Source organism: Salinibacter sp., from assembly GCF_036626415.1.
Classification (GTDB): domain Bacteria; phylum Bacteroidota; class Rhodothermia; order Rhodothermales; family Salinibacteraceae; genus Salinibacter.
In genome coordinates, this window is record NZ_JAZKRW010000009.1 from 18,186 (window position 1) to 44,186 (window position 26,001).

Below are 26,001 nucleotides of genomic sequence, written 5' to 3' on the forward strand. Positions count from 1 at the left end.
CGGCCCATTCGTGCATTCGTGCTCGTAGGGCTGAATCCGGGCCCGCCGATTCGTCAGAACGAGGCGTTGACCTGGACGCGCACCGTGTGGATGGGGTCGGTCGTGGCGGGGGCACGGCCGTCGTAGGACAGCGTGGCGCGGAGGCGGTCCGTGAACGCGTACTGGCCCTGCAGCCCCCAGAGCGCTGAGGTGCCGGGGCCCCGCCCGTCCGTCAACTCGAATTGGGCCCGCCCGACGGCCGCGCCCGTGAGGTCGACGCGCGCCACCTCGGCGTTCGCCGTGAGTCGCAGGCGCCCCGCGCGACGCCACGTCACCTCGAGGGGCAGCGTGTAGAGGTCAACCCGTCGCCCCTTGGCCCGATCCCGTTTGCGAGCGTATACGCCCGCGGCGGTCACGTCGAGCCGGCGGCCCGGCTGATACGAAATACTGGGCCGAATCCGGAGTGTGCGGATGTCGAAACTGCGCGCCTCGTCGAAGGCCTCGCTTTGCACCCGATCCCGTTCCGCGGTCCCCGTCGCCCGGAGATCCCAGGACGAAGCCGGGCGAAACGTTCCTTCCACCTCCCACCGATTCAGAAACTGACGCTCGCCCCCCGCGGCCCGCTCAGTCAGGCCCCGCACCTGCCGCCAAGAGGCCTCCAGTCCATAGTCTCGCCGGGCCCGAAACAGCTCCAGGCGCTGTTCGAGGCGCAGCGAGCCATCGATCGTGCGCCCCGGCCGCCGAAATGCATCGGGGTCCAGTCGGTAGAGGGCCGTGGGGGTGTCGGTCCGGTTCTGCTCTCGCACCTCGACACGCGTTTCTGTGGTGATCTGGCGCGCCGCCTGCTTCCACCACTCGTCCCCGGCCGGCCACAGGCGCCGGGGCCGCAGTGCGAGACGGGTACGCAGCTGCAGGTCCACGACAGATTCGAGCGTGTCGGACGGCACAAAGCGCTGTACGTACGTGCCCTCATTGGGCGTTGTCTCGGGGACAAACTCGTCGACCTGCTGCACGCCATCGTCGTTGGCGTCGCGCCATACGTACTGGCCACGGTCGGGCGTCGTCTGAACGTACACCTCTTGCTGAATCGGGGTGCGCTCGGTTGCCGCGTCGTAGAACATGCGGGCGTCGACCGCCCGGTCCAGCGGCCGGGCGCGCCCATCAAGCCGCACGACGACCGACTCGGTCTCGCGCCGCTGTTCGGTGCGCCGGAAGACATCGCTCACGGTCCGGCGTCGCAGTCCGCCCCGCACGGACACCCGGTACGGCGTCGGCGGATCAAAGGCCACCTCCGTCTGGGCCGTCCACGTTTGTGAGGCCTCCCGAAACGACCCGTCCACCGCCCCCTGCTCGGTGCGGTGCTCCAGACTGCCGATCGCCTCCACGGGCCCCTGGGCGTACGACAGTCCGGGACGGACCTCCAAGAATTGGAACGACTCGGCCGTCAGGCTGTCGGTGCCGCGGACCCGTTGGCGGCGGCGTTCCCGATTCACCTCGAGGCGGGGTTCTATGCGCCCGTCCCAGAGGGGCTGGCGCAGCGTGGCCGCCTGCCGCCGCCAAGCCCCATCGACTTGCGCGGGGCGGTCGGTGCTGGCAATGCGAACGGAGCGCAGCGAGAGCCGGGGCCACCCGGCCTCATCGAGAGAAAGGGCCCCCCGGCGGCGCCATGCCTCGAAGGCCGAGCCGACGGTCAGCCGCCCGAGCCCCGCCTCGAGGGACGAGCCCTCGCCCCAGTCAACGGTCACTTGCCCCTCGTCCACGGTCTCATCGCCGCGGTCGCGGAGGCGGCTCGGCAGCCCCGACCCGCCGCGCGAGAGGTTCCACCGCCGTCCGTACTCGATGGGGCGGGTCTGGTCAAACGTCACAAAGTGCTGCCCGCGCTGCCGTCGTCGAATCCGCCCTGAGACCGTTCCAACCTCCGTGTCCCCTACCTCCATCGTAATCGGGTCCGCCCGCACCCCAGCCACGTACGCCCGGCCCCGATCGTCGCCCGCGTCGCGCTCCGAGAACCGATTCTGGTCGTTTAGGGACCCCGCCCACTCCCCAAACACCTCGATGCCCGGCACCGGCTCGACCGACCCCGTCACGTCGACGAGGCGCTTTCGGGTCGGCGCCGGAAGCGGCTGAACGGGAGAATAGGCCCCATCGCCCGGCCCCAGGTATTCGTACACGACGCCATTCGTCTCCGCCCCCGCACGCTGGTAGTCCCCACGCCCCGTCCCGACCCGCGTGAAGCGCACCCGGAAGACGGGCGTGTCCGGAGACGGCGCCTCGTCCACAGCGACGAAGATTGTGTCCTGCGTCCCGTCGGGCGCCGTGATCGGCTCGCGGCGGTAGTGGACGTACGGCGCGTCGGGATCAAATTCCACACGGCGGGCTCCGCTCCGGACCGCCGTCTCGTCCCCGGCCCGCACGAGACGGAGCGAGTCTTGGCGGGACAGGTCGAGGGCCGTCTGGAAGTCGCGTCCGTCGGCCTGCCGGACGACCGTAGCCCCCAGCTGGACTCGAGGGTCGCCGCCGCGCTCCCGCCACGCCCCCGCCGTCGCCCGCCCGCCGACCAAGGTCCGCGTAAACTGCGACGTTGAGTACTGAAACTCAACGGTGATGCGGCGGTCGTCGGTAATGAGGCGGTTGGCAGTAAACGTGATCTCGGCCTGCGTGTAGTCGATCACGTAGTCTTCGGTTTGCCCGCGTGTGAGGCGTTCCCCATCCAGAAAGACACGCTCCGATCCCGCCACGACGATAATGGCCTCCTCCCCGTTGGCTCCGCGGAGCCGGTACGGGCCCTGCACCCCGTCGGTCGGCTCGAGGTCCTGCGTGCGGAACTGTCCCCGACTCACCGCCCCAAAGGCCGTGGCCTCCCCCTCTGCCAGCCCGACCGCCGCACCCAGCCCATCACTCTCGACCGAGCCCCCCTGCACCTTCTGCGAAAACTGACCGAACGTGCCCCCATCAAGGTCGACGTCCACGTCGCCGAGGCGGGCGGTGCCCTGGGGGGCGTCGACCGACAGGAATACGCGGTCAAAGTCTTGAAGGCGCTGGGTCGTCCCCTCCGGCTGGATGGGCGTGTTCTCGTCGGTGAGCAGAGCCTGGACGAACACGCTGTCGGCCACCTCGCCCTGCACCTGTAGGCGGAGCCCCGATTCCACACTTACGTCGCGCTGCGTGCCCCCCACCACACCCCGCGAGATGGACCCGCTGCGCTCGATGTCGATGCCCGCGAAGGGGTCGCCCCCCGTGGTGTCCGGCCCCGTCTCCTCCACAACAACCGTGGCGGAATCGGCCGCGGCGCTCGTGTCGGGCGCCCGGCGGCGATACACCTCCTCAAATGCAAACGGGTACGTCCGGTACTCAGCAAAAAGGGTATCGCGGGCGCCCAGGAGGTCGTCTCGGTCTACCCACAGACGCCCCGTCCGCGCCTCGATCCGGTACTCCGACGTGTCGAGGCGCGTAGGGCCGACCCGAATCGTCTCGCTGCCCGGCAGGACAAACGGACGCAGCGGGTACGGCTGCGGCTGAAAGGTATCGATCGTGTCGCGGTGACGACCCAGGTCCGTCAGGGTCCGCGTCGTGTCCTGTGCCATCGCCTGGCCCAGCAGGAGCCCCCCCACGCCACACAGCACCAGCACCCGAACGATCGACGGAGCGTACGGCACAAACGAAATCGCAGCGGCGGAACGAGACGAACATGAACAATTCTTCGGACGTCCTCCGAGCGCGACGCCTGCGCCCGCGCCTCACTCCCAGGCCGCCCGCCGAAGCAGGCGCGTTTCGGTCAGCAGGTACACACGGTCCCCGTGAACCGCCACGTCGACGAGCGGCTCGGAGAGCTCGACCGTGTGCTCCGCGACGATCCCCTCTGTTCGGTCCCACACAAGGACGCGGCGGGCACAAACGATCCACAGTTGGCCGCGGTGGACGGTGAGGGCCTGCAGGGTGGGAAGGGAGCCCCCGGCCACGCGGCGGCGGAACGTGCCGAAGGTGTCGTACGCGAGCACCGCGTCCTGGCCGGCGTCCGCCACGTAGAGTCGACGGCCCGACCCGACAGCCATCGCGACCGGGTCCTGGAGCCGTCCGTCGCGTCCAGGAACCAGGGCCTCCGACCGCCCGAGGTCGCTCCACTTCAACACACGACGGCCCTGTGCGTCGAGCACGAACACAGCCCCTTCGTCGTCCCGCACGACCCCAATCGGCCGCCCATCCCCCTGGACCGAGGGTCCACGTCGTCCCTCCTGAAACGTCCACTCACCACGGCCCCGCCGCCCGGTCCGTCCGACGGGCAGGGACTCAAGATACTGCCCTTCCTCCGAGAAGCGCTGGATGCGCCCATTTTGGGTGTCGGCCACGAGGAGGAGCTGCCCGTTCGTCGGATCCACGTCCGAGGGCGTGTCGAACGCTCCAGGCTGCGTGCCCGCCCCCCCGAGCACGTCTCGGCGGGTGCCATCGGACTCGTAGATGCTCACCACGTCGCGTCCCGCGTCGGCGACGTAGAGCCGCCCGCGGGGATCGACGGCCAGGGCCCGTGCCTCTTCAAACTGCGCAAGGACCGGCGGCGCTCGATCCAGTCCCTGGGCCTGGGCCGGGGGGCTACCCCCCCAAACGCCCACAGCCCCGCCCAGCAGCAAGAGCCCGAGGCCAGTGCAGAAAACTCGAATGCGGAGCATACACCCCCGTTTCTTACGACGTGTTCAGGTGGGCCCGCCCTTTTTCCCCAATGTCGCGGCGGTAGGTCTTGCCCTCAAACTCAACACGGTCGACCCCGTCGTATGCACGGTCGAGGGCCGCCGGGAGGGCGTCCCCAGTGGCCGTCACGCCAAGCACCCGTCCGCCGCTGGTCACGAGCGTGCCGTCCGGCGTGAGTCGTGTCCCGGCGTGAATGACCGACACGCCCTCCAGGGCCTCCGCGCCCCCGATCCCATCAATCTCGAACCCAGTCTCGTACTCAACGGGATACCCCTCCGAAGCGAGCACGACACAGGCCGCCGCCCCAGGGGTGGTCCGGAGATTGCCCCCTTGCAGGTCGCCATCGGCCAGATTCCGGAAGACTGCAGCCAGGTCCGAGTCCACGAGCGGCAGCACGACCTGGGCTTCGGGGTCACCGAGGCGACAGTTGTACTCGACCACCTTCGGCCCCTCCTCCGTGATCATGAGGCCGCAGTAGAGCACCCCGCGGTACGGTGTGCCCTCCGCCTGCATGCCCTGCAGGGTCGGCTCTATGATCTCGCGGCAGATGCGGGAGAGCAGCGCTCCGTCCACGATCGGGGCCGGGGCAAACGCACCCATGCCCCCCGTGTTGGGGCCGGTCCCGCCTTCTCCGATGGGCTTGTGGTCCTGGGACGGGGGAAGGAGAACGTAGTGCGCGCCGTCGGTGAGGGCAAGCACGCTCACCTCCTCGCCCTCCATTTTTTCCTCAATGACGACCTGGTCGCCCGCCGCCCCGAAGGCCCGTTGCCGCGTGATTTGGCCCAGCGCGTCGTGAGCCTCCTCCAGGGTGGAGCACACGAATGCCCCCTTCCCCCCCGCCAGGCCGTCCGCCTTGACCACGACCGGGGCCCCCACCTCGTCGAGGTGCGCCGCGGCCTCGTCGGCCTCCTCAGCGCCGAACACCCGAAACGAGGCCGTCGGCACGTCGTGGCGGGCCATGAATTGATCGGCGAAGGCCTTGCTGCCTTCAAGTTGGGCGGCGGTCCTCGTGGGCCCCACGATGGGCAGCCCGGCCGCTTCGAATCGGTTCACGATCCCGTCCACGAGCGGCCGTTCGGGCCCTACCAGAGTAAGATCGATGTCCTCCGTCTTCGCAAACTCGACCAGTCCCGCCAGGTCGGTCGCCTCCAGGCCGACGTTGGTGGCCTGCTGGGCCGTGCCTGGATTGCCGGGCGCGGCGAACAGGGCAGACACCTGATCGCTCTGAGCAAGGGACTCGACGAGCGCGTGCTCTCGCCCACCGCTTCCGACTACGAGGGTTCGCATACGGGGGTTGATGACTGACCGGGAAGAACCAGTTACACTGAAACCTCCCCCTCGCCCTGCCGTGCGGCAGGACCCCTTTCAACATAGGTGACGGCTTCCACTGATGCACACGCTTCTGTCCCGTTTTTTCCGCTGGTCGTCCAGGCCGCGCCTCCGCCGACGGAGCGCCCGGGTCGGACTCGTGCTTCTTCTCGCCGGGATGATGGGGCTGCCCGCGGCCCCGGCGGCCGGGCAGGCGTTCCCGGGGGCTCCGGACGCGCCGAGCATCAACCTGCGACTCTATCCCCTCGCCACGTGGAGCCCGCGGGTCGGCGTGGGCATCGGGGCCGGGCTCGTGGTACACCACCTGGGGCGTCGTCATGCGCAGGCCCTCGTGACTGCGGCCCCGGCCCGGCACGAGCAGGTGGCCACCGCGGCCTGGGCCAGCGCCAACCCCGAGCGGGCCCGGCGATACGTGCTCGTGAGCGCACGCGGGCTCCATACGAACCGCGACTGGTTCTACGGACTCGGGCCCGGAGCATCCTCCGACGCCCGGCAGTCCATCGAGCGCTCCGCCGCCCAGCTCCGGATTCGGGTCGGCCAGCAGTTTCTCGACCGGCGACTGCTGCTCCAGCCGCACGTCGGCCTGTCGGCCCATCGAGTCGATCGCGTGCCGACCCCCACGGCCCCCGATCTGGACGCACGCTCCCGGCAGCACCTCCGGCAACTGGCGAGCAGCCAAGTCGGCCCGTTGTCGCCGGACCACACCGGCCTCCGGGTGGGCATCGACGTGCAGTACGACACCCGTCCCCCAGGCCCTCGTCCCACACGTGGGGTGCTCCTGCGCGGCGGTTGGGCGCGGTACGCGTCCGTCGCGTCCCCTTCCGTGCGGTTCGACCGCTTGGACCTCAGCGCCCACAAGGTGGTGCCGCTCAGCGGCGCGCACCGTCTCGTGGGACACCTGTCGCTGGCCCACACCGTCGCGCGGGGCGAGGCCTCCGTGCCCTACTACCTGCGCCCCATGTTTGGCGGCAGCCGGGTCCCCGGATGGGCCCGACACCGCTTCGTCGACTCCGACCGTCTGATCGGCAGCGCACTGTACCGCTTTCCCCTCGCCCAGCCCCTGGGCGTGGTTCGCCTCGACGGCCATGTGGGTCTTCATGCCGCGAGTGTGTACGACGACGTGTTCACCGACGCGGCCCTCGACCTCACATTCGACGATGCTCCGGACGTGAGCGAGACCTCAGCCCCCCTGCGACCGGCCGCGTCCGTCGGGCTCCGAGTGGGGCTGTCGTTTCGCAAGGTGCCCTCGCTCGACCTTGCGCTCGGCGTCAGCCCAGAGGGGGTAACGGGCGTTCGGGTTGCCCTTCATCAGGACCTGCGCGCCCTGCGCCCGGCCCACCACCGGCTTCGCCGGCCGTAGAACAGCGTCCTCCCTCCAAGCTGGTCGTTCCATCGCTCCACGATTTCCCATGCCGTCCGTCGTCCTTACAACTCTTTTCGTCCTCGTCGGAGCGTACGCGCTCGGGGCAGGGGCCGCGGCGCTGGGCTTTGGCGCCATCCGGCGTCGCTCTCTGCCGAGCGCGCCCACAGAGTGGCCCCCCGTGACGGTCGTTCCTCGCCAGGGGGCGGACGCGGCACGCCTCCGAGACGCCCTAGAGTCGTGTGAGTATCCGATGGACCGCGTCGAGGTCGCGCGACCTGACGCCTCCACTGCGAAGGCGGGCGGCAGTGCCCCCGCCTCGGACCACGTGATCCTGACGCTCCCCCCCGGGGCCGAGGTCCCGCCCGGGTGGCCCCGTTCGATGGTGCGGCAGTGCCGGGCCGATGCCTCGGTCGTGGTCGGCCCCACGCTGGTAGAGCACGACGACCTGTTTCTGCCCCGGCTCGAAGCCCTGCAACATATGGGCCGCCTGACGCTTCTGGGCGGGGCTGCGCACTTGGGCCTGCCCATCGGCCCCGGCACGGCGAACCGGGCCCTCGACGCCGACGCCCGCCCCTCGGCTCCCTCCCCTTCTGAGGGGTCTGCGCCACGGGGCCCTTCCTCGTCCGCCCCGTCTACCTTCAGTCCCGCGCTGCAGGCCGCCGTGACGCGCCCCGCCGCCGGCTCATTCGTCGACCTCCTCCGCAGGCAGGCCGAGCGGTTCCACCACGCGCTCCGCTCACCGTCCCGGTTCGTGCAGGCCCAGGCGGTGGGGCTCTGGGGGGTCAATGCCGTGCTGCTTGCCTGCAGTGCCATTGCCGTTGCCCTGCCGGCCTGGCGGCAACCCATCCTTGTCGCCCTCCTCGGCAAGATGGGCGCGGACGTGCTGCTCACCCTTCCCGCCGCGTCCCACTTCGGGGAGCGCCGCCTGCTCCGATCCATCGTCGCGACCGTTCTGATGCTTATGGTCTCAATTCCTGTCGCGGGCGGATGGGCCTTGATGACATCCCTCAGGGAGAGAAGCCCCGCCGGGACAACCGCGGAAGTATAGAAATGCCCCGTTCGCCTGACTTGTGAATCGACTCCGATCGCACACCCTCCGCAATGCGCGTTCTCGTTCCCTACCTCGCCACCCACGGCCTTCGCCCCTTCCACCGGTTCTTTCCGGACCTCCTCTGGCGGGTGGGGGCGGAGGCCAACACCGCGTACCTCACGTTTGACGACGGCCCCACCGAGGAGCTTACGGACGACCTGCTCGACCTGCTTGCGCAATACAACGCGCAGGCCACCCACTTTCTCGTCGGCCAACATGCGGACGACCACCCGGACCGGACCCGGGAAATCGTGCGGGCCGGCCACCGGGTCGGCAACCATACCTACACGCACGTCGACCCGTGGTCTGTGCCCCACGAGCGGCTGCAGAACGAACTCGTCCGCACCACGCGGCGGCTGCGGGCTCTCACGGACACTCGGATCCGCGCGCTCCGCCCGCCCTACGGCCATCCCACGCAGGCCCTCCGCCAGTGGTGTGCGGCGCAGAACCAGCGGATGGTGATGTGGGACGTAATGCCGGGCGACTACCTGAAAACGGCGCAGGCTCGCCGGGTGGCAAATTTCGTGGCCCGCCACGTGCGCCCCGGCTCCGTGATCGTCCTCCACGACAACCCCATCTGTGAGGACGTGACCCTTCCGGCCCTGGACACCATTCTCAGCACACTCTCCGCCGAGGGGTGGACATTCGACGCGCTCTGAGGGCCCTCAAGGGCGGCGCCCCTTCGACTTCACGGACGGCATGGGCGGAAGAAATCCGTGACAGAGCATGGCGGGTCCGTTTCACTCTTTCGACAGACCCGTGCCGGGCCCTCCAGAACGGGGCCCCTCAGCCCACGCCGAGGGCCCTGTTTTTCCGCTCAAAGCACAGCATGCGGCCAAGGGCTACTCCTCCAACTGCTCGCGGAGCTCGACAAGGAATGAGCGGAGGGCCTCCAAATCGTCTTCGAGGTCGCCCTCGGGCTCCGTGCTCGCGTCTCTCCGGGCGATGGCCTGCCGCGCGCCCTCGATCGTGTACTTCTCCTCCTTCAGAAGATGACGGATGCGCTCGACCGTCGCCACGTCCTCCTCCGTGTAGACGCGCCGCCCGGCCCGGTTCTTTCGGGGACTCAAGACCTCAAACTCCTGCTCCCAGTATCGAAGGACGTGGGGCTCCTGGTCAACGATCTCGCCAACCTCCCCGATCGAGTAGTAGAGCTTCTCGATTTCGTCCTCAGGCATGGGCTTGCGTGCTCAGCAAAAAGGGCGTGGGCAAAACAGATGTAGGGCTGTACGTCACCGCGCCTTCACCGTTCGGCAGATCGGCCGTCGAGCCGGTTTTCGACGCTCGGGCTACGCCCCGACGAGTTCGAACGTGGAGCCCACGGAGGGGTCCTTCTCAACCTCAATGCGCACCGGGAACGCCCGCTTGAGCCGTTCGAGGTGGGTGATGACGAGGATTTTGGCAAAATCCTCGCGGATCGCCTGGATCGCCTCCACGAGCCGCTCGATCCCGGCCTCGTCCTGGGTCCCGAACCCTTCGTCGATCACCAGGGTGCGCACTCGCACGCCGCTGCGCTCGGCCAGCAGTTGGGCCAGGGCGACGCGGAGGGCAAAGTTCACCCGAAAGCTCTCGCCGCCCGAGTACGTCTCGTAGGGCCGCGGGGCGCCGTGCTCGTCGGTGATGATAATTTCGAGGGTTTCCTTCGTGCCGCCGCTTTTCTTCTCCTTCAGGGTCTCCAGCCGCACGTGCATCCGGCCGTCGGTGAGCCGGTCCAGGATGTGATTCGCGCGCTCCTCGATGTCGGGGAGCGTCTCTTCGATGATAAGCGACGGGATGCCGTGCTTGCCGAAGGCGGCGCGGAGGTGCTTGTATCGCTGCCGGTCGGCGACGGCGTCCTGTCGCTCTTCCTGGGCCTCCTCCAGGGCCTCCCGGTCCGCCGCGGCCTGTTCTAGCTGGGCGTCGAGCTTGCCAAGGCGCTGCTGCAAGTCGTTGAGCACATCCTCTTCGGCCTCCACCCGCTCGGATACCGCCTCCTGCTCGGCGATCACATCGGGCTTGTCCGCCAAGGCCGACTCGCACTCTGCGAGGCGTTCCTCCAAGGCCTCCTTCTCCGCCTCGGCCTCTTCCATCCGGGTCCGCACCCGAGCACGCTGCTCCTCCCATTCGCTGCGGTGTTCCTGGGCGTTGACGAGGGCGTTGTGGCGGTCCGGCACGTCGTCTAGCTCCTGCAGTCGCTCCCGAATTTCTTGAAAGCGGTCCGGGTCGAAATCAAGGGCCTCCATCTGTTCTCGAAGGTCCTCCATGTCCGCCCGGAGGTCCTCGGCCACCCGGTCTTCTTCCAGGGCCGCTCGAAGCTGCTCAATCTTCTCGTCCCGCTCGTTCAGCGTCTGCGTCAGCTCCTCGCGCCGCGCCGCCGCCCGTTCGATCTCGTGCAGCCGATCTGCGTACCGGTCGAACTGGGCCGCCCGGTTCTGAAGGGCCTCAAACGCGTCCGCATCGACCTCGACGCCCGCGAGGCGCTGTTTGCAGGCCTGCCAGCGCCGCCGCGCCCCCTCGGCGTAACGTCCTTCTGTGAGGCGCTGGCCGAGACGCTCGGCCTTCTCGCGATGGGCCGCGAGCGCCTCCGCCGTCTCTTCCAGCGACCGCTTCTGCTCCTGGGCCGTGGCGAGGGCCTCGCCCACGTCGTCCAGCGCCTCCCGCTTCTCCGCAAGCCGGCGGTACGTCCGTCGCAGTTTGGCCCGGCGCTCTTTTTCCTCGTCCAGGCGCGCCTGCGCCGACTCGATGGCCGTGTCAAGCTCGTCGATGTGCCCCTGGAGCGTGGCCGTCGCCTCCTCCCGGTGGGCATCGGTTAGTTCAGTCCCGCAGGTCGGGCACACGTCTCCGTCGGCGTCCCGAAACCGCTGGAGCTCCTCGGCCTCTCGCTCGCGTTCGTTCCGCAGCGCTTCCAGCTGCCCCGCCTGCTCTTGCACAGCCTGCGACAGGGCGGTCCCTTTCTTTTCGACCTCCACCATGCGTTCATCCAGGGCCTTTCGCGTCTCCCGCTTGGAGCGCAGCGCGTCGATGCGCGCCTCAATCGTCTCTTTCTGATCCAGGGCCTCGGCCTCCTCCTCGATCTGCGCCTGGAGGGTTTCAATCTCGCCCCGAAGCTGCTGCCGGGCCCCCACGATCGCCTCTCGTGCCTCGGCCTTCCGCTGCTCCAGCTGGTCCCGGCGCCGGCGCACGCGCTTCCGCTCGGGCACCCGCTGCCGGGCCGCCTGGGCCCGCCGCAGGTGGGTCTCCACCTCGGCCCGCTGGGTGAGGGTCTCTCGGCAGTCCGCCAGCGACTCTTCGATCCCAGCCCGCTCGGCCCTCAACCGCTCCAGGCGACGCGCTACGTCGTTGCGTCGCTCCTGCAGGGCGGACGACTTTTCGTCGAGCGCGTGCTTAACGGCGCGGTGCCGTTCGCGCATTTGCTCGAGCGCGTCTCGCTCTTCTACGAGGGCCTGATGCTCGTCGTAGGCCTCCGCGATGGCCGTGCGGTCTTCTAAAAGCGCCTCGGCCTCCTCAATGCGCCCCGTGAGGGCCTCGATCTCCTCGGCGTGCTCCTCGATGCGGTCGTCCAGACCCGCAATCGATTCGCGGATGGAGTCCACCTCTCGGGCGGTCGCCTCCAGGGCGGCCCGCTCTTGAGCCAGCGCCTTCTCCGTGTCGCGGAGGTCGGCGACGGTCTCTGCCTGCGCCTCGATGTCTGCCTGGACGGCCTCGCGCTCCGTCTCCCAGTCCGGCACGTCCTCCAGGGCCTGCTCTAGGCGCTCCACCTCCGCTGCGGCCCGCTGCTGCCGCTCTTTCGCCTCGCGCCAGTGGTCTCGGGCCCGGTCCTCGAGGGCCTCGTATCGGCTGAGGTTGAGAATGCGGGTGAGGATCTCCTTGCGCTGGCTGGGGCGCTTCTGCGTAAACTCGTCGGAGCGGCCCTGCAGCAGGAACGCCGAGTTGATGAACGTGTCGTAGTCCAGCCCCAGGGTGTCCTCGATGCGCGCCTGCGTCTCGCGCTGGGTGGCGCCCGTCAGCGGACGGTACTCCGCGCCCGCGGCGTCGCTGAGCTGAAACTCGAGGTCGGACGAGGTGGTCTTCCCCGTTTCCGAGCGCGAGAAAGAGCGCACCACCCGGTAGCGCGCGTCTTCCAGGTCGAACGTGAACGACACCTGCATGTGTCGCGTCCCAATCCGGATCAGCTCCTCGTCGGGCTTGCGCCGGCCGCTCGACTTGCGCGCCTCTCCCCAGACGGCCCACGTCATCGCATCAAGCAGGGCCGACTTGCCCTCCCCGTTGCCCCCGGACAAGCAGGCCACGTCGAAGTGGTCGAACTCGAGAGACGGGGCCTCCGTGCCGTAGCTCAAGAAGTTTTTCAGCTCCAGACGAACCGGGATCATGCGCGGGAACGAACAAGCGCGGACAAGAAGAAGAACCAATGGGGGCTACGGGAAATTCCCGATGCGCCCGCGCTGTTTCCGGGCCCTCCCGCCTCACCGAAATTCCACGGGCGTCACGATGACGGTCGCGTCCACCACGTCGGTCAACTCCTTTTTCCGCAGGCGGTCGTTGAGCTCGGCCTCCGCCGCGTCGGCAATTTGGGCCCGCTCCGGGGCATCCAGGGCATCGTCTGCCGCGGCCAGGGCGGAACGATCGCCCTCAACGTTCAGGTCCGCCTCCACCCGCTGGCGGGGCGCCCCCGGCACCCGGTCCCGCACGAGGTTCAGGTCAACGGTCAGGGTATAGTCGTCCGTCCCTGCCCCCTCCAGGACCTCACGGGCCGTGTCCTCGATGGCCCGCTGCAGGTCCCCTGCAAGCCCCGGACGGAGGCGTCCGTTTTCCTGCACGAGGCCACGGATGGTGTCGAGCTCAACGTCCCCGACAATGTGGAGGTCGATGGAGATGTCGCTTCCGAGTACGGGCATAGGAACGGGCCGATTTGATTGCGGTGCACGTGGCAGCTGTGATCGGGCAGTACAGGGCTCTTCCTGGGGCGGACCGGGCGGCTCACCAAACGTCGGAATACGGGCTCGACCGCTCCCCCTCGGGCTCAGACGATCCAGGCACAGGGTCCACCCGAGACCGCACCTGGCGCCCCAGCTGGTCGGCCGCTCGCTTGGCCGCCGGGAACCAGTCCTCAGTCGCCTCGATCGTCTCGGGCAGGAGCTGTGCGACTGGGCGGTAGAGAGCCGAGTCGTTCCGCGTCTCCTCCTCCGGAAGCTCCAGGCCCGCAAGCACCAGAAAGAGGAGGCTCAGGAGCAGCGCGGCCTTCACCCCGCCGACCGCTCCTCCAGCGGCCCGGTTCAGAACCGAGAGGGACAGGGTGTCGAATAGCTGCTCCAGAAGTCGGGCCAGGACGAGAAACAGAAGGTACACCCCTAGAAACAGCACTGTGAACCCGGCGAGTGGGGCGACAGACGACGCAAGGCCCAGGCTTTCCACGATGAGCGTCCCCATCGCTCCCATAAACTCTACGGAAAAAAGAAGCGCGACCACGAGCCCAAGCAGGCTGGCCACCTGACGCACGGCCCCCACCAGATACCCGCGGATCAGTCCCGCGAGAAGAATGAGAAGAATGAACCAGTCGAGCAGAGTCAGCATGTCAACACCGCCGGTGCACTGGATGTGGGACCGCGCCCAAAAGATGAAGAAAAAGTGCAGCGATGTAAAGCGGTCTGCGGCGATATGGTTCACCGTGCGGAGCACCGAAGCCCGACCTGGCCTGAGGGGCGAGAAAACAGGCTCCAGGCGCAGGGGCCTTCATGTTCCCCTCGGCCTCTCTGGGGGAGGCCCCCAAAGACAAAATTAGCCCGAGAGGCGGTCTTGCACCATCTCTCGCACGCGATTGCCGTCCACCCGCCCACGCAGCTCGTCCATGGCACGTCCCATGACCGGCCCCATGTCGGCCATCGAGGTGGCCCCCACATCGTCGATGATGGCGTCGAGGCGTTCGGCCAGTTCGGTGTCGCTCAGTCGGTCCGGCAGATACGTCTCGAGGACCTCGATTTCCGCCCGCTCTTTCTGCGCCAGGTCGTCCCGCCCGGCCTCTTCGTACTGCTCGATCGAGTCACGGCGCTGCTTCACCTGTTTCTGAACGACCGCCAGTTCCTCCTGCGCACTGAGGGTCTCTTCGTCGCCCCCCTGGCGCTGTTCGATCTCTTTGTTGGCGAGGGCCGCCCGGAGGGAGCGCAGGGACCGCCGACGCACGTCGTCCTGCGCCTTCATGGCATCGGTGAGGTCTTCCTTTACGCGGTCGAGGATGGAGTCGGACATGGTCTTGAAATTGGAAGTGACGGGAAGAGTCGTGACAGACGAGGGGGCCCGAACGAACCCGACGTGATCTTGGCGCCGCCGCACATTATCAATCGGAGGCAGTCGGGTCCCGGGCGTTCTCGTCCTGCGAGCCGGCCGTCTCGGCCGGCGACAGATGGGTGTCGATCCAGGCTCGGGCGCGGCGGCGCACCGCCTGTGCGTCGTCCGCTTGCAGGACGTCGCGGGCGAGGGCCTTGGCCGCGTCGTACCCGACCGACCGGATGATCCGGCGAACCCCGGGGAGCGACGGGAGCGAGACGCTGAGGGTGTCGACCCCAAGCCCCAGGAGCACCGGCACCGCCTGCACATCGCCCGCAATTTCCCCACAGACTTCGACCGGACAGCCAGACATCCGGCCCGCCTCCACGACGCGCAGAATCAGCCCAAGAACGGCTGGGTGCAGCGCATCGTGCCGCACAGTGGACCGGCCGCTGCCTCGATCCGCCGCCAGGACATACTGCGTAAGGTCATTGGTGCCGACAGAAAAGAAGTCCACAAGCTCGGTGAAGGCAGGGGCCTGCAGGGCCGCGGCGGGCACCTCTACCATTATGCCGAGGGGAAGGTTGGAGTCGTGGGGCACGCCGTCTTCTGTGAGGCGATCGCTCTCCTCGTCCATCACCTGCCGCACGCGTCGCACCTCCGCGACGTCCGTGACCATCGGGAGCAGGACCCGAAGCACGCCTTCCTGGTTGGCCCGCAGGAGGGCCCGCAGCTGCGGGCGCAGGAGCTCATCGGGCCGGTCCAGAAGCATGCGCAGGCCTCGCCACCCCCAGACTGGATCGTTCTCGGGCGCCCCCGCAGCCCGGCCCGGCCCCCGGTCCTTGTCTCCCAAATCCAGGAGGCGAATGGTCGCCCCTGCACTTCCAGCAGCCTCCGCAGCGGTTCGGTACAGCTCCACCTGCTGCTCTTCGGGGACCGCTCGCGGATCGCCCTTTGCCCGCAGAAACAACTCGGTGCGGAGAAGCCCAATGCCGTCCCCGGGTCCAGACCGGAGACGGTCGAGCTCCGCCTCCAGCCCCACGTTGGCCCGAAGCGTCACTGGATGGCCGTCGGTGGTTTGAAGGGGACGACCCGTCTTCTCCGTCCCCCTCCCCATCGGCGGCGATGTGTCGGCCGACCGCTGCCGATACTCCTCGACGGTGGCGGCCCGGGGCTGAACGACCAGGCGGCCCTCGGTCCCATCGACGATAACCCGCTCCCCCGACGCCACCGCCTGGAGCGCCTCCCCGGCCCCGACGAGGAACGGGAGCCCAAGCGCCCGGGCGACGATGGCCGCGTGAGAGGCGGGGCCGCCTTGGGCGGAGGCCGCGCCCAACAGATCGTGCTGACGAAAGCGAAGGAGGTCTGTGGCCGTCAGGTCCTCAGCCACCACTACCGACTGAGCACCAATGTGAGCCATCGTGGTGCTCCGGCGCAGGGCCCGAAGCAGTCGCTGCTCCACCTCTAGAAGGTCGTCGGCCCCGGTGCGTAGCTGCGCGTCGTCGCTTTCTTCGAGGCGCTCTCGATGGGCCCCCAACACCTCTTGCACCGCCGTCCCCGCCGGTTCCTTCTCCTCCCGAATCCGCTGCCGGATGGCCTGGAGGACATCTTCGTCGCGCAGCATCAGGGCCTGTGCCTCAAAGATGGCATCGGTGTCCGCCGCCAGGGCGTCCGGGGCCAGCGTGCGAACCGTCTCCAGCTCCTGCTCGGCCCGTTGCACGGCGTTGGCCAGGCGGTCCAGCTCCGCGTCTACTTCATCCGGCGCGATGGCACCATGATGCACGCGCGGTGCAGACGCCTCGTGACGGTACGCAGTCCCCACGGCAACGCCGGGCGCTGCGCCCGTGCCCTCGATGATGCGTTCGTCGTCGCCCGGCACGTCCGTAGACGGTTCGTCCATAACAGCAATAATTGGGCGGTGTCGGCGGCTTGCACGGAGCCCGGTCCTGCGCCGGGACAGACGGCCTACATCTCTTCCCCAAACCCATCTTCGAACAGCGCCTCGAGCGCGTCGGCGGCTTCCGTCTCGTCTGTCCCGTCCACGACGAGCGTTAACGTCGCGCCCTGCTCGGCGGCCAGGGTCATGACCCCGATGACACTTTTTCCGTTGATCTCGTAGTTGTCTCGACGCAGGTATACCTCCGCGTCAAACCGAGACGCGGTCTTGACGAGCATCGATGCGGGCCGCGTATGCAGGCCGGCCCGATTGCGGATGGTGACCGTACGCTCAATCATGGGCGGTGAAAGCGGGGCGACGGGGGCGATCCGCACGTCGACATCCAGTCAGAGTTCGGCGGCGGACAGGGCAGCGCAGCCCCGACCTGAATCAATATTCGCGGGCCTGCAGGCGATCGAGGAGCCAGTGAAGCGCCTCGGTCGCGGCCGTGTCCGGAAGGGGGTCCAGATGGTCGTGGGCCTGTTCGGTGTAGGTGCGGACGGCCGCCCGGGCCTCCTCAAAAATGCCAAGGTCGGCCATCCGGTCGCGGGCCTCGGGCACGTCCGCTCGGGGCAGGCCTCCGTCGGTCACCAGGCGGGCGAACCAGGCGTGCTCCTCCCCCTCGGCCCGTTCCAGCGCCCGCAGGGTCAAGAACGTTTTTTTGCCCTGCACGAGGTCGCCCCCCACCCCACGGCCCCACTCCTCGTCGTCGGCGATGAGGTCGAGCAGGTCGTCCTGAATCTGAAAGGCCCGTCCCACGAGCCGCCCCGCCGTGCCGAGGCGGGCGCGCTCCGATGCCGGTGCCCCCCCGAGGACGCTGCCCAGCTCGAAGGCCGCCGACAGAAGCGCTCCAGTTTTTTGGTCGATCATGTCCAGGTACGACGCCACGGTGACTGCCTCCTCGGTCTCAAACGAGGCATCGAGGGCCTGCCCGGCGCAGAGCCTTTCCACCATGGGGTGGTAGACCGCATGAAGCGCCTCCACGTCCGCCCCGTCGACCTGGCCCAGAAGGTCGTAGGACAAGCCCATCATGAGGTCCCCTGCGAGGACCGCCGTGCCGGGGTCCCACTTCACGTGCACCGTCGCCCCGCCCCGCCGTTCGTCGTCCTCGTCCATCAGGTCGTCGTGCACGAGCGTGAAGTTGTGAAAGACCTCCACGGCGAGGGCGGCCGGCAGGGCCCGGTCGACGGACGCGCCGTACGCCTCGGCCACCAGGAGGAGCAAAATGGGGCGCACCCGCTTCCCCCCGGCCCGCAGTACGTGCTCCACGGCGTCGTAGAGGGAGGCGGGCGATCGGCCGTCGACCACCCGGGGCAGAGCGTCGTCGATGCGCGTCCGCAGCGCCGCTACGTGCTCCTCGGACGACACACGTTTTGTAGAGGGAGCCATCAGACAGTGGAAGTCGACCAGTGTGCTCAGCGGAGCCATCCAGCGGACGCCCTAGCGCTCGAGGGCGTCGAGCGCCTCTTCGATGCGCCCAAACACCTCCTCAATTTCGCCGGTCCCATCGACCGAGACGAGCAGGTCACGGTCCTCGTAGTATGCCGCCAGCGGCTCGGTCTCCTCCCGGTACACCTCGAGCCGGTTTCGGATGGTCTCTGGCTCATCGTCGGAGCGCTGGACGATGAGGTCGGGATCCACGTCTTCGGGCGGCGGGTCGTGGTCCAGGTGATAGGTTTCTCCCGTTTCGTCGTGGACCCGGCGCCGGCTCAGTCGGCGGACGAGCGCGTCGTCGGGGACCTCCATGCTGAGGACGGCGTCGAGCGGGGTCCCATTTTCGTCCAAGAATTCGGTCAGCCATTCGGCCTGCTGATCGGTGCGTGGGTACCCGTCGAGCACGAAGTCGTCGTAGCCCTCGTCCGCGATGGCCTGTTCCGCGAGGTCTCGGACCAGAGCATCTGGCACCAAGTCGCCCGCATCGATGTAGGATTTTGCCTTCTTGCCCAGCTCGGTCTCCTGGGCCATGGCGTCTCGAAGGATGTCCCCGGTCGAGATCTGGGTGATCCCGTGGCGCTCGCCCAGCAGTCCCGCCTGCGTGCCTTTGCCAGCCCCCGGAGGGCCAAAGATAATCAATCGCATGTGTGTCGGTTGGTCGTGCAAAAAAGCGGTCGGAAACGGAGGCCTGCCCCTCACTCAAACAATTCCTCGTCGAGCCCCTCCGCGTCGGTGTCCCCGAGCCAAGAGAAGATCTGATCGCGAATCACCTCGCGGGCCACGAGGCGCACCACGAAGCCGAGGCTGTCGCCCAGGAAACTGCCGCCGGAACCGGAGGCCGTCGACGACGTCTCCTCGTCTCCCCGGTATACCACGAGGGGGGCGCGCCCTCGCAGCGCCTTTTCTACCGCCTCGCCCGGCGTATCGCCCGTCGCCATCGCCTCTTCGACCTCCGTGCGGAGTGCGTCGATGTATTGATCCAAGAGCTCCGCGTGCTCGGGGCGTCGCGAGCGGCCGCCGCCGAAGAGCGCCCCCACCGCCACGCCGGCTGCCAGCATGCCGCCGACGCTCTTCAGGGGGTTCTGAACAATCCAGTCGCGCAGCGAGGTCCCGGTGGTGGACACCTCCTCCTGAAGCGAGTCAAAGCGATCGGCCATGGCGTCCGCCGTTTCTCGGAGGCGCGCCTCCACGTCCGCTCTGGTTGAGTCCGAGTCCATGGGGAAAGGGGAGCGTAGAACAGAGTGATCGAAAAGAGCCCGCGGGCGCCCAGGCCCCCACTACGTCTCCACGCTGGATGTGGAGGAGGTGGACGCGCGCGGCTGGGCGGCGTCCTCTTCATCCACCGCGGCCGAGGCAGGACGGGCCGAGGGCCCTTCGTCCGGTGCGGCCCGCTCTCCGCGGAGGGAGTCCAGCAGGTTGGACGGCGGCATCAGGGCAGGTTTCATCACACGCAGGGCCACGATGATCAGGAGGAGCGCCACCGATACCGCAAGAAAGCCCCAGAACGGGTGCCCGAGCAGCCATCCGACCCCCAGCGCCACAGTCGTCAACGAAAAGAACGCGGCGAAGAAGGCGAACACGGCGACCGTGAGCCCGAGGGCCAGGTCGTTCTTGAACGCGTCGAGCCGCTCCTCCATCTCCAAAATCGCGAGGTCGACCCGCAGGTCCATCCACTCCCGCAGATCCGCGAAGAGCCCCTGCGTGTGGGCCGCGATGCGACGCACCTTGCCGCCCTCGGGCGCGTCTTCCACAGGACGTTCGGCATTCGGGGCCGACGGTCGGTCGTCAAGGGACTCCATGACCTAATCAGAGCAGTACAGGGGTGACAGGTGAAGGGCCGCAAAATACCATATTTTTCGGAAGACGCAAGTGAATTCACCGTACAACCCCGGCGGTCGTTCCGTCGTGAACTCGCCCGTATGCCTCGCGTTTTCCGGAAACAGTTGCGTCTCCTTCAACCTTAGCTCCGGCACGCCCATGGCCACCCCCCAGGCGGAACCCACTCCGAACCCGAACAGCCTCAAGTTCACGACAGACGAGGGGCCGTTCGTCGACGACGGCATGGCCGCGTACTCGTCGGCGGAGGAGGCCGACGGCGACCCGCTTGCTCACCGCTTGTTTTCGGTCTCGGGCGTGGACGACGTGTTCATCACGCCCCAGTTTGTCACCGTATCGAAAGCCCCCACCGTGGACTGGAGCCACGTGAAGCCGGACGTGGAGGCCATTCTGGCCGACCACCTGGAGGCGCGGTAGCGTCAGCGCAGGGCCCGGAGAACGTCCACGATGGCATGCCCCGACTCGTCCATGAGGGGGGGGAGATGGAGATCGCCCGGGGTGCGGAGGGGCCAGGCCTCGGGCAGCTGGTCGTGTAGCGGCTTCCGGGCCACGACGGCAGCGAGGGCCGATCGGTGCCCTTCAATCCATTGGGCCACCGTATCGAGGTCTTCATACTCCGTCCACCGGATGTGCCCCTCGGGACTCGGCACGTCTGGTTCGCCCCGACTCATTAGAAACTCGAGCCCTTCGGCGTGAGCGTGGGGCGCGTCGCGGGCCTCGAGAAACGCCTTCTGCATCTGGAGGGCCCCCGGCGTGTCTTCGTGCGCCGGGAAGACGCCCCGAAAGCGCGCCATCGCCTCGAGGTACGGGTCTGGTGGCAGATCGACCGGGGCCCACAGGAGTGCGAGCCGCCGGTGCCCGCCGCCGTCATAGAGCAGCGCGTCCTCCGCCAGCCCCCCCTGAGCGTCGTCGCCCTCGTGTCCATCGAGAACCGCCACGACGACCTGCGACGGGCGCACGAGCCGATGCTCCGGAGCAATGCCGTGGGCGTCGCACGCCTCGTGGACCGCGTCGGCCCCCTCTCGGGCGGGCTGCGCCATCACGGCGGTGGCACGCTCAAGGAGTGGCTCTTTTCCAACAAACTCCGCGTCAATGTTGTCGGCCCGGTCCACGACGGCCCGCGAAAAGGCCGGAAGCAGGGCGGGCGAGGCCTTCGCCGTGTGCCCGAGATACGCATGCCCTTCGGCCCACACCGCCACAGCGTCTCGGAGCCCCACGAGCGGCCCGGAGGGTCCGTGCAAAACCCCCACGGTTGTCGGGGTCTCAGGGGCCCCGTCGCCGAGCCAATCGGCAAGGGCCTCCGGCGTGAGGCGCTGCATCCACCGGTTGAGGGCATGGTCGAGCGCCTCCTCCGTCCAGCGGTTGGGGGCTTGGAGGGTGTCGGCAACAGCCGACTTGCGGGGCGGATGGTCCGGCTCTCGCCACTCCGCGGCGGCGTTGGCAATGGCCTCGATGCGGGCTTGGGGGGTGCTCACGGGTGCGTACACGGACGGGAAAGAGGCTGCGCTCCGCCCCCCCGAATGAGATCGGGCGGACGGTTCGCCACTCATGCGCACCCCACGTCCGGTTGTTCCTCCTTCATGCCCTCCACATTTGCCCCGTCCGAATCACCGCCGGCCCCCTCTCGTACGACCGGACGGAATGTGCGCTCTCTCCCGCGATGCCCATGTGCCCATGCGACAGTTTGACGTCCCGACCTTCTACGAGAGTCCGATCATCTCAACGGTGAAGGACGCGCGGCAGGCCACCGATCCGCGCAAGAAAGACCTTGAGCCTTCGGTGATCGATTTCGGTCCGGTGCGCTTCAAGATCGCCCGACACTTCGGGTTTTGCTTTGGGGTCGAGCAGGCCATCGAGATCGCCTACGAGGCCCTAGAGGAAAACCCTGACAAGCGGATCTTTCTGCTCTCGGAGATGATCCACAACCCCCACGTGAACGATGACCTTCGGGAACGGGGCATCCAGTTTCTGCGCACCACGAAGGGCGAGCAGCTGATCCCCTTCGACGAACTGGGGCCTGACGATGTGGTCATCGTTCCTGCCTTTGGCACCACGCTGGAGGTGGAGCAGGAGCTCGAACGGCAGGGCGTCGACACCGAGGCGTACGACACGACCTGCCCGTTTGTCGAAAAGGTGTGGCGCAAGAGTGCCCAGATTGGGGACGACGATTACTCGATTGTGGTCCACGGCAAGCGCTACCACGAGGAGACGCGCGCAACCTTTTCCCATGCCAAGGAGGACGGCCCGGTGGTCGTCGTGCGCGACATGGACGAGGCCCAAGAGCTGGCAAAGGTGATCCGGGGCGAGAAGGACACCGCGTTTTTCTACGACTACTTCGAGGACAAGTACTCGGAGGACTTCGACCCCGAGACCGACCTCCGCCGGCTCGGCGTGGTGAATCAGACGACCATGCTGGCAGAGGAGACCGCCGCGATTGCCGACCTCATGCGGGACGCGCTGACCGACCGCTACGGCGAGGCCGACGTGGAGGAGCACTTCGCCGACACGAGCGACACGCTCTGCTACGCCACCACGGAAAACCAGAATGCGACGCAGGCCCTCATCGAAGACGGGGCCGACCTTGGGATCATCGTCGGGGGCTACAATTCGTCGAACACCAGCCACCTCGTGGAACTGTGCGAGGAGCACATGCCCACCTACTTCATCCGGGACGCCGAGGAGTTCGACGCCCCATCCGAGATTCAACACTTCGACGTGCACGTCCAGGAGGAGGTATCGACGGAAGACTGGTTTCCCGCCGACGATCCCCCGGTCGACGTGCTTCTTACGTCTGGGGCCTCGTGCCCCGACGCGCTGCTCGACGAAGTCGTCCGCAAGATTGTAAGCTGGTATCCGGACGCGCGCCCTGTGGAAGAGGTCATCTCTCCCTACGAGGAGGCCCTTGGCGACGACTAGGCCCGTTGTCACGCCGTTTTGTCCCCTCGGCCCCATCTTCTCCCACTATGGCCTGGTACGAAGACTGGTTCTGGAGCGATGCGTACACGCACGTGTACGATCACCGGGACGAGACAGAGGCCGAGCGGGTGGTGGACCTGATCGAGCGAGAAGTCGCCCCATCCCCCCGGGCCCACATTCTCGACATCGGCTGTGGCCGGGGCCGCCACGCCCGTGTCCTCGCCCGGCGCGGCTACCACGTGACGGGCCTCGATCTCTCAGAGGAGGCCGTCGCGGCGGCGCGCTCGCGAACCGCCGACAACGGCCTCGCCGATCACGTTTCCTTTCAGGTGGGCGACATGCGCACCCCGGTCTGCGACGGGTGTGCCGATGGGGTCGTCAACCTGTTTACCTCCTTCGGCTACTTCGACACGGATGCCGAGAACGAGCGTGCCCTCGACGCCATGGCGACGGCCCTCCGTCCCGGCGGCTGGTTCTTGCAGGACTTCCTGAATGCGCCCTACGTTGCCGAGTCGCTGGGCGCCTCCGAGCACGAGACCCCTGACGGGCACACCATTTACCAGGACCGCTGGATTGAAGACGGCCGCGTAAACAAAACGATCACCATCCACCACGACGGTCAGACAGACACCTTCGAGGAAAGCGTCCGCCTCTACACCCTGTCCGACTTGACGGCGATGTACGCCCGGGTGGGACTCGACGTCGTAGAGCTGTTCGGGGACTACGACGGGGGCCGCTACAGCCCCGACGAGAGCCCGCGTCTCCTGCTGCACGCCGTGCACGCCCCATGACGGCCCGGCGGCGAGACGGGGGTGCCGACACTCAGAACGGTGTGGCGCCCCGCTGGACATGCTTCCGCCGTTCCTGTATCCTCCCCTTCGGTGCTCTTCTAAATCTTCGCCCCCTTTGAATCCACGGGCCGGAATGCCCTCGCGTCCGGCCTTTCGACCGCCGCTCTCCGCAACACCCCTCCTCCATGGACACCGCCCTCACCTACGCCGAGACGCACGCCGATCAGTTCGTCGACGAACTCAAGACCCTTCTCCGCATCCCGTCGGTCAGCACCGACTCCGCCTATGACGACGAGGTAGAGCGGGCCGCCGCGTGGCTCGCCGACCACCTCGACGGCATTGGGATGGAGCACACCGAGATCATTGCGACCGACGGCCACCCCCTCGTCTACGCCGAGCACATCACCGATCCGGCGAAGCCTACGGTCGTTGTCTACGGCCATTACGACGTCCAACCCCCGGACCCCCTGGAGGAGTGGGACACGGACCCCTTCGAGCCGGCCCAGCACGACGGAAATCTCTACGCTCGGGGGGCGTGCGACGACAAGGGACAGATGTTCATGCACGTGAAGGCCGCCGAGGCGTACCTGTCGGCGGAGGGAGACCTGCCCGTGAACCTCAAATACATCATCGAGGGCGAGGAGGAGTCCGGCTCGATGGCCATGGGGGCGTACGTCCAGTCGAACGGGAGTCGGCTCGGCGGAGACGTCGTGCTCATCTCTGACACGGCCATGTTCTCGCCGGACACGCCGTCCATCACGTATGGGCTGCGCGGGCTGGCCTACGCCGAGATTACGCTTCGAGGCCCCAACCGCGACCTCCACTCCGGCAACTTCGGCGGGGCCGTGGACAATCCGTGCAATGCGCTCAGCCGCATTCTTGCGGGCCTTCACGATGACGATCACCGCATCACGATTCCCGGCTTCTACGACGACGTGCAGGACCTGACGGAGGCCGAGCGGAAGACGTACGCCGAGCTTCCATTCGACGAACAGTCCTGGCGGGACGCCCTCGACATCAACGCCGTCCGCACGGAGGGCGACTACACCACGCTCGAATGCCTGTCGGCCCGCCCCACGCTGGACGTCAACGGGATCTGGGGCGGCTACACCGATGAGGGCGCCAAAACGGTCCTCCCATCTCGGGCCCACGCCAAGCTCTCGATGCGCCTCGTGCCCGACCAGCAGGTGGAGGACGTTTACGACAAGCTGGAAGCCCACCTGGAGGCGGCCGTGCCGGACACGATGCAGTTCTCGATGCGGCGGCTGCACGGCGGGGATCCGGTGCTCGTCGACCGGTCTGCCCCGCCGATGCAGGCCGCCAAGACGGCCATGGGCGAAGTGCGCGGCACCGAGCCCGTCTTCGTGCGCAACGGCGGCACGATCCCCGTGGTGGCGGACTTCCAGCAGCACCTGGGGCTCGACAGTGTGCTCATGGGCTTTGGGCTCGACTCCGACGCGATCCACTCCCCCAACGAACACTTTGGCCTCGACCGTTTCCAGCAGGGCATTCAGGCCATTATTCGTTTCCACAACCACTACGCCGAGATGGAGGCCTGAGCGTGCCCGGACGTGGGAACGAGGGGCTGCCCTATGAATTGAGCGAAGGGCCAGCCGAGCGGCCCCTCCATCATGTCCGTTTGGCCCCCTCCTGCCCGAGTGGCGGAATTGGCAGACGCGACGGATTCAAAATCCGTTGTCCGCAAGGACGTGAGGGTTCAAGTCCCTCCTCGGGCACCTGCTCTTCCCCGATAGAAAAACGCCCCTGAGCGGCGCTAGACGCCGGTTCAGGGGCATTTTCTATTTTGCTGGTGTCTCCGTCTCACAGGATTTCGCCGATGTTGAGGACGCGGATCGTCGAACTGCGGTACCCGCTCTTGTCAACCTCAATCTGTCCTCGTCCGCTTTGAGTTCCCCAATCGATGTTCGGGGAGTGGTCGTCGAAGGCGGTGGCCATCGGTTCTCAGTGGCATTTCGAGCGGTTTCTGGACGTCAAGAGGCTCTTCGGGCCTGAAATCGGGACCGATCCCCCCTGTGGAATGTGATCATGCCCTGGGCCTGATTTTCCTCCGCAAGGCGCAGCCACCCACCTCCGCTCGCTGGGTCCATTTCACCACGCCCCTCCCACGTGAACGTGAACCGCGGGTCGGTGCCTGCCTCCTCAACGTATCCGTCAATGGACCCGGTAACCAAGCCAAACTGGACGTCCCCGGTGCCCCCCTTCTCAATTTGGATGTAGGCCTGGGCCTCCATGTTGACGTAGTCTGCGTCCCACATCTCCATCCCGGTGATGTGCCACACACCGACCATCTCTTCGGCGGAGGGCTCTTCCCGAACAGATTCCTCTTGATGATCGGAAGGGCTGTTTGCTTCGCTCATTGAGCTGACGCTATTGAGTTGGCGCT

General features: G+C 67.6%; 23 protein-coding genes, 1 tRNA gene and 1 pseudogene. 8 read left to right on the forward strand and 17 right to left on the reverse strand.

Annotated features, from left to right (window positions below):
• Positions 1 to 53: 53 nt before the first annotated feature.
• The 3 genes from V5A20_RS02355 to purD form a co-directional block, all read right to left on the reverse strand.
• A complete protein-coding gene (locus V5A20_RS02355) occupies positions 54 to 3,635 on the reverse strand; it encodes a hypothetical protein (protein ID WP_332326632.1) in 3,582 nt (1,193 codons plus the stop codon).
• Positions 3,636 to 3,716: 81 nt separating this feature from the next.
• Positions 3,717 to 4,643: an NHL repeat-containing protein gene (locus tag V5A20_RS02360; protein WP_332315317.1), complete on the reverse strand. Its 927-nt coding sequence runs from the start codon at positions 4,641 to 4,643 to the stop codon at positions 3,717 to 3,719.
• A 13-nt stretch (positions 4,644 to 4,656) separates the two neighbouring features.
• A complete protein-coding gene (gene purD, locus V5A20_RS02365; protein ID WP_332315316.1) occupies positions 4,657 to 5,949 on the reverse strand; it encodes a phosphoribosylamine--glycine ligase in 1,293 nt (430 codons plus the stop codon).
• A 181-nt stretch (positions 5,950 to 6,130) separates the two neighbouring features.
• Between purD and V5A20_RS02370 the strand changes: the two genes are divergently transcribed.
• From V5A20_RS02370 to V5A20_RS02380, 3 genes are read left to right on the forward strand one after another with little or no spacing between them, the layout of a single operon-like run.
• Complete coding sequence (locus tag V5A20_RS02370) at positions 6,131 to 7,351, forward strand: BamA/TamA family outer membrane protein (RefSeq protein WP_332326633.1); 1,221 nt, start codon at positions 6,131 to 6,133, stop codon at positions 7,349 to 7,351.
• A gap of 49 nt (positions 7,352 to 7,400) precedes the next feature.
• A complete protein-coding gene (locus V5A20_RS02375) occupies positions 7,401 to 8,402 on the forward strand; it encodes a hypothetical protein (RefSeq protein ID WP_332326634.1) in 1,002 nt (333 codons plus the stop codon).
• Positions 8,403 to 8,455: 53 nt separating this feature from the next.
• Positions 8,456 to 9,103 carry a polysaccharide deacetylase family protein gene (locus V5A20_RS02380; RefSeq protein ID WP_332326635.1) on the forward strand — a complete coding sequence of 216 codons (648 nt, stop codon included), beginning with the start codon at positions 8,456 to 8,458 and terminating at the stop codon, positions 9,101 to 9,103.
• A 183-nt stretch (positions 9,104 to 9,286) separates the two neighbouring features.
• On the opposite strand, the gene V5A20_RS02385 is transcribed toward V5A20_RS02380, so the two are convergent.
• From V5A20_RS02385 to V5A20_RS02435, 11 genes and pseudogenes are all read right to left on the reverse strand, one after another.
• A complete protein-coding gene (locus tag V5A20_RS02385) occupies positions 9,287 to 9,622 on the reverse strand; it encodes a MerR family transcriptional regulator (RefSeq protein WP_332315570.1) in 336 nt (111 codons plus the stop codon).
• A 255-nt stretch (positions 9,623 to 9,877) separates the two neighbouring features.
• Positions 9,878 to 12,793, reverse strand: a pseudogene (locus tag V5A20_RS02390) (AAA family ATPase); the annotation flags it as partial.
• 93 nt (positions 12,794 to 12,886) lie between these two features.
• Positions 12,887 to 13,318, reverse strand: coding sequence for a hypothetical protein (locus V5A20_RS02395; protein WP_332315572.1), 432 nt, complete (start codon positions 13,316 to 13,318; stop codon positions 12,887 to 12,889).
• Positions 13,319 to 13,400: 82 nt separating this feature from the next.
• Positions 13,401 to 13,994: a CvpA family protein gene (locus V5A20_RS02400; RefSeq protein ID WP_332326637.1), complete on the reverse strand. Its 594-nt coding sequence runs from the start codon at positions 13,992 to 13,994 to the stop codon at positions 13,401 to 13,403.
• 204 nt (positions 13,995 to 14,198) lie between these two features.
• Positions 14,199 to 14,666: a GatB/YqeY domain-containing protein gene (locus tag V5A20_RS02405; RefSeq protein WP_332315574.1), complete on the reverse strand. Its 468-nt coding sequence runs from the start codon at positions 14,664 to 14,666 to the stop codon at positions 14,199 to 14,201.
• Between the two features lie 88 nt (positions 14,667 to 14,754).
• On the reverse strand, positions 14,755 to 16,584 hold the full coding sequence (ptsP, locus tag V5A20_RS02410) for a phosphoenolpyruvate--protein phosphotransferase (RefSeq protein WP_332326638.1): 1,830 nt from the start codon (positions 16,582 to 16,584) through the stop codon (positions 14,755 to 14,757).
• Positions 16,585 to 16,649: 65 nt separating this feature from the next.
• Complete coding sequence (locus V5A20_RS02415; RefSeq protein WP_332315576.1) at positions 16,650 to 16,919, reverse strand: HPr family phosphocarrier protein; 270 nt, start codon at positions 16,917 to 16,919, stop codon at positions 16,650 to 16,652.
• Between the two features lie 91 nt (positions 16,920 to 17,010).
• Positions 17,011 to 18,009: a polyprenyl synthetase family protein gene (locus tag V5A20_RS02420; RefSeq protein WP_332326639.1), complete on the reverse strand. Its 999-nt coding sequence runs from the start codon at positions 18,007 to 18,009 to the stop codon at positions 17,011 to 17,013.
• Between the two features lie 51 nt (positions 18,010 to 18,060).
• On the reverse strand, positions 18,061 to 18,699 hold the full coding sequence (locus tag V5A20_RS02425) for an adenylate kinase (protein ID WP_332315578.1): 639 nt from the start codon (positions 18,697 to 18,699) through the stop codon (positions 18,061 to 18,063).
• A 50-nt stretch (positions 18,700 to 18,749) separates the two neighbouring features.
• A complete protein-coding gene (locus tag V5A20_RS02430; RefSeq protein WP_332315579.1) occupies positions 18,750 to 19,271 on the reverse strand; it encodes a hypothetical protein in 522 nt (173 codons plus the stop codon).
• Positions 19,272 to 19,331: 60 nt separating this feature from the next.
• Positions 19,332 to 19,853 carry a phage holin family protein gene (locus tag V5A20_RS02435; RefSeq protein ID WP_332315580.1) on the reverse strand — a complete coding sequence of 174 codons (522 nt, stop codon included), beginning with the start codon at positions 19,851 to 19,853 and terminating at the stop codon, positions 19,332 to 19,334.
• A 178-nt stretch (positions 19,854 to 20,031) separates the two neighbouring features.
• Here V5A20_RS02435 and V5A20_RS02440 point away from each other — a divergent pair, with 178 nt between their 5' ends.
• Positions 20,032 to 20,307 (forward strand): NifU N-terminal domain-containing protein, encoded by a 276-nt coding sequence (locus V5A20_RS02440; protein ID WP_332315581.1) that lies wholly within the window; start codon positions 20,032 to 20,034, stop codon positions 20,305 to 20,307.
• A 2-nt stretch (positions 20,308 to 20,309) separates the two neighbouring features.
• Here the strand turns inward: V5A20_RS02440 and V5A20_RS02445 are convergent, their stop codons facing one another.
• Entirely contained in the window at positions 20,310 to 21,365 is a 1,056-nt protein-coding gene (locus V5A20_RS02445) for a hypothetical protein (RefSeq protein ID WP_332326640.1), read from the reverse strand.
• A gap of 199 nt (positions 21,366 to 21,564) precedes the next feature.
• Between V5A20_RS02445 and V5A20_RS02450 the strand changes: the two genes are divergently transcribed.
• From V5A20_RS02450 to V5A20_RS02465, 4 genes are all read left to right on the forward strand, one after another.
• Positions 21,565 to 22,806, forward strand: coding sequence for a 4-hydroxy-3-methylbut-2-enyl diphosphate reductase (locus tag V5A20_RS02450; protein ID WP_332315583.1), 1,242 nt, complete (start codon positions 21,565 to 21,567; stop codon positions 22,804 to 22,806).
• 47 nt (positions 22,807 to 22,853) lie between these two features.
• Entirely contained in the window at positions 22,854 to 23,597 is a 744-nt protein-coding gene (locus tag V5A20_RS02455) for an SAM-dependent methyltransferase (protein WP_332315584.1), read from the forward strand.
• Between the two features lie 185 nt (positions 23,598 to 23,782).
• Positions 23,783 to 25,156 (forward strand): dipeptidase, encoded by a 1,374-nt coding sequence (locus tag V5A20_RS02460; RefSeq protein WP_332315585.1) that lies wholly within the window; start codon positions 23,783 to 23,785, stop codon positions 25,154 to 25,156.
• A 93-nt stretch (positions 25,157 to 25,249) separates the two neighbouring features.
• Positions 25,250 to 25,333 (forward strand) — tRNA-Leu (locus tag V5A20_RS02465).
• A gap of 85 nt (positions 25,334 to 25,418) precedes the next feature.
• On the opposite strand, the gene V5A20_RS02470 is transcribed toward V5A20_RS02465, so the two are convergent.
• On the reverse strand, positions 25,419 to 25,553 hold the full coding sequence (locus V5A20_RS02470; protein WP_332315586.1) for a hypothetical protein: 135 nt from the start codon (positions 25,551 to 25,553) through the stop codon (positions 25,419 to 25,421).
• Between the two features lie 35 nt (positions 25,554 to 25,588).
• The coding region (locus tag V5A20_RS02475; protein ID WP_332326641.1) for a hypothetical protein at positions 25,589 to 26,001 on the reverse strand (413 nt) is incomplete at its 5' end.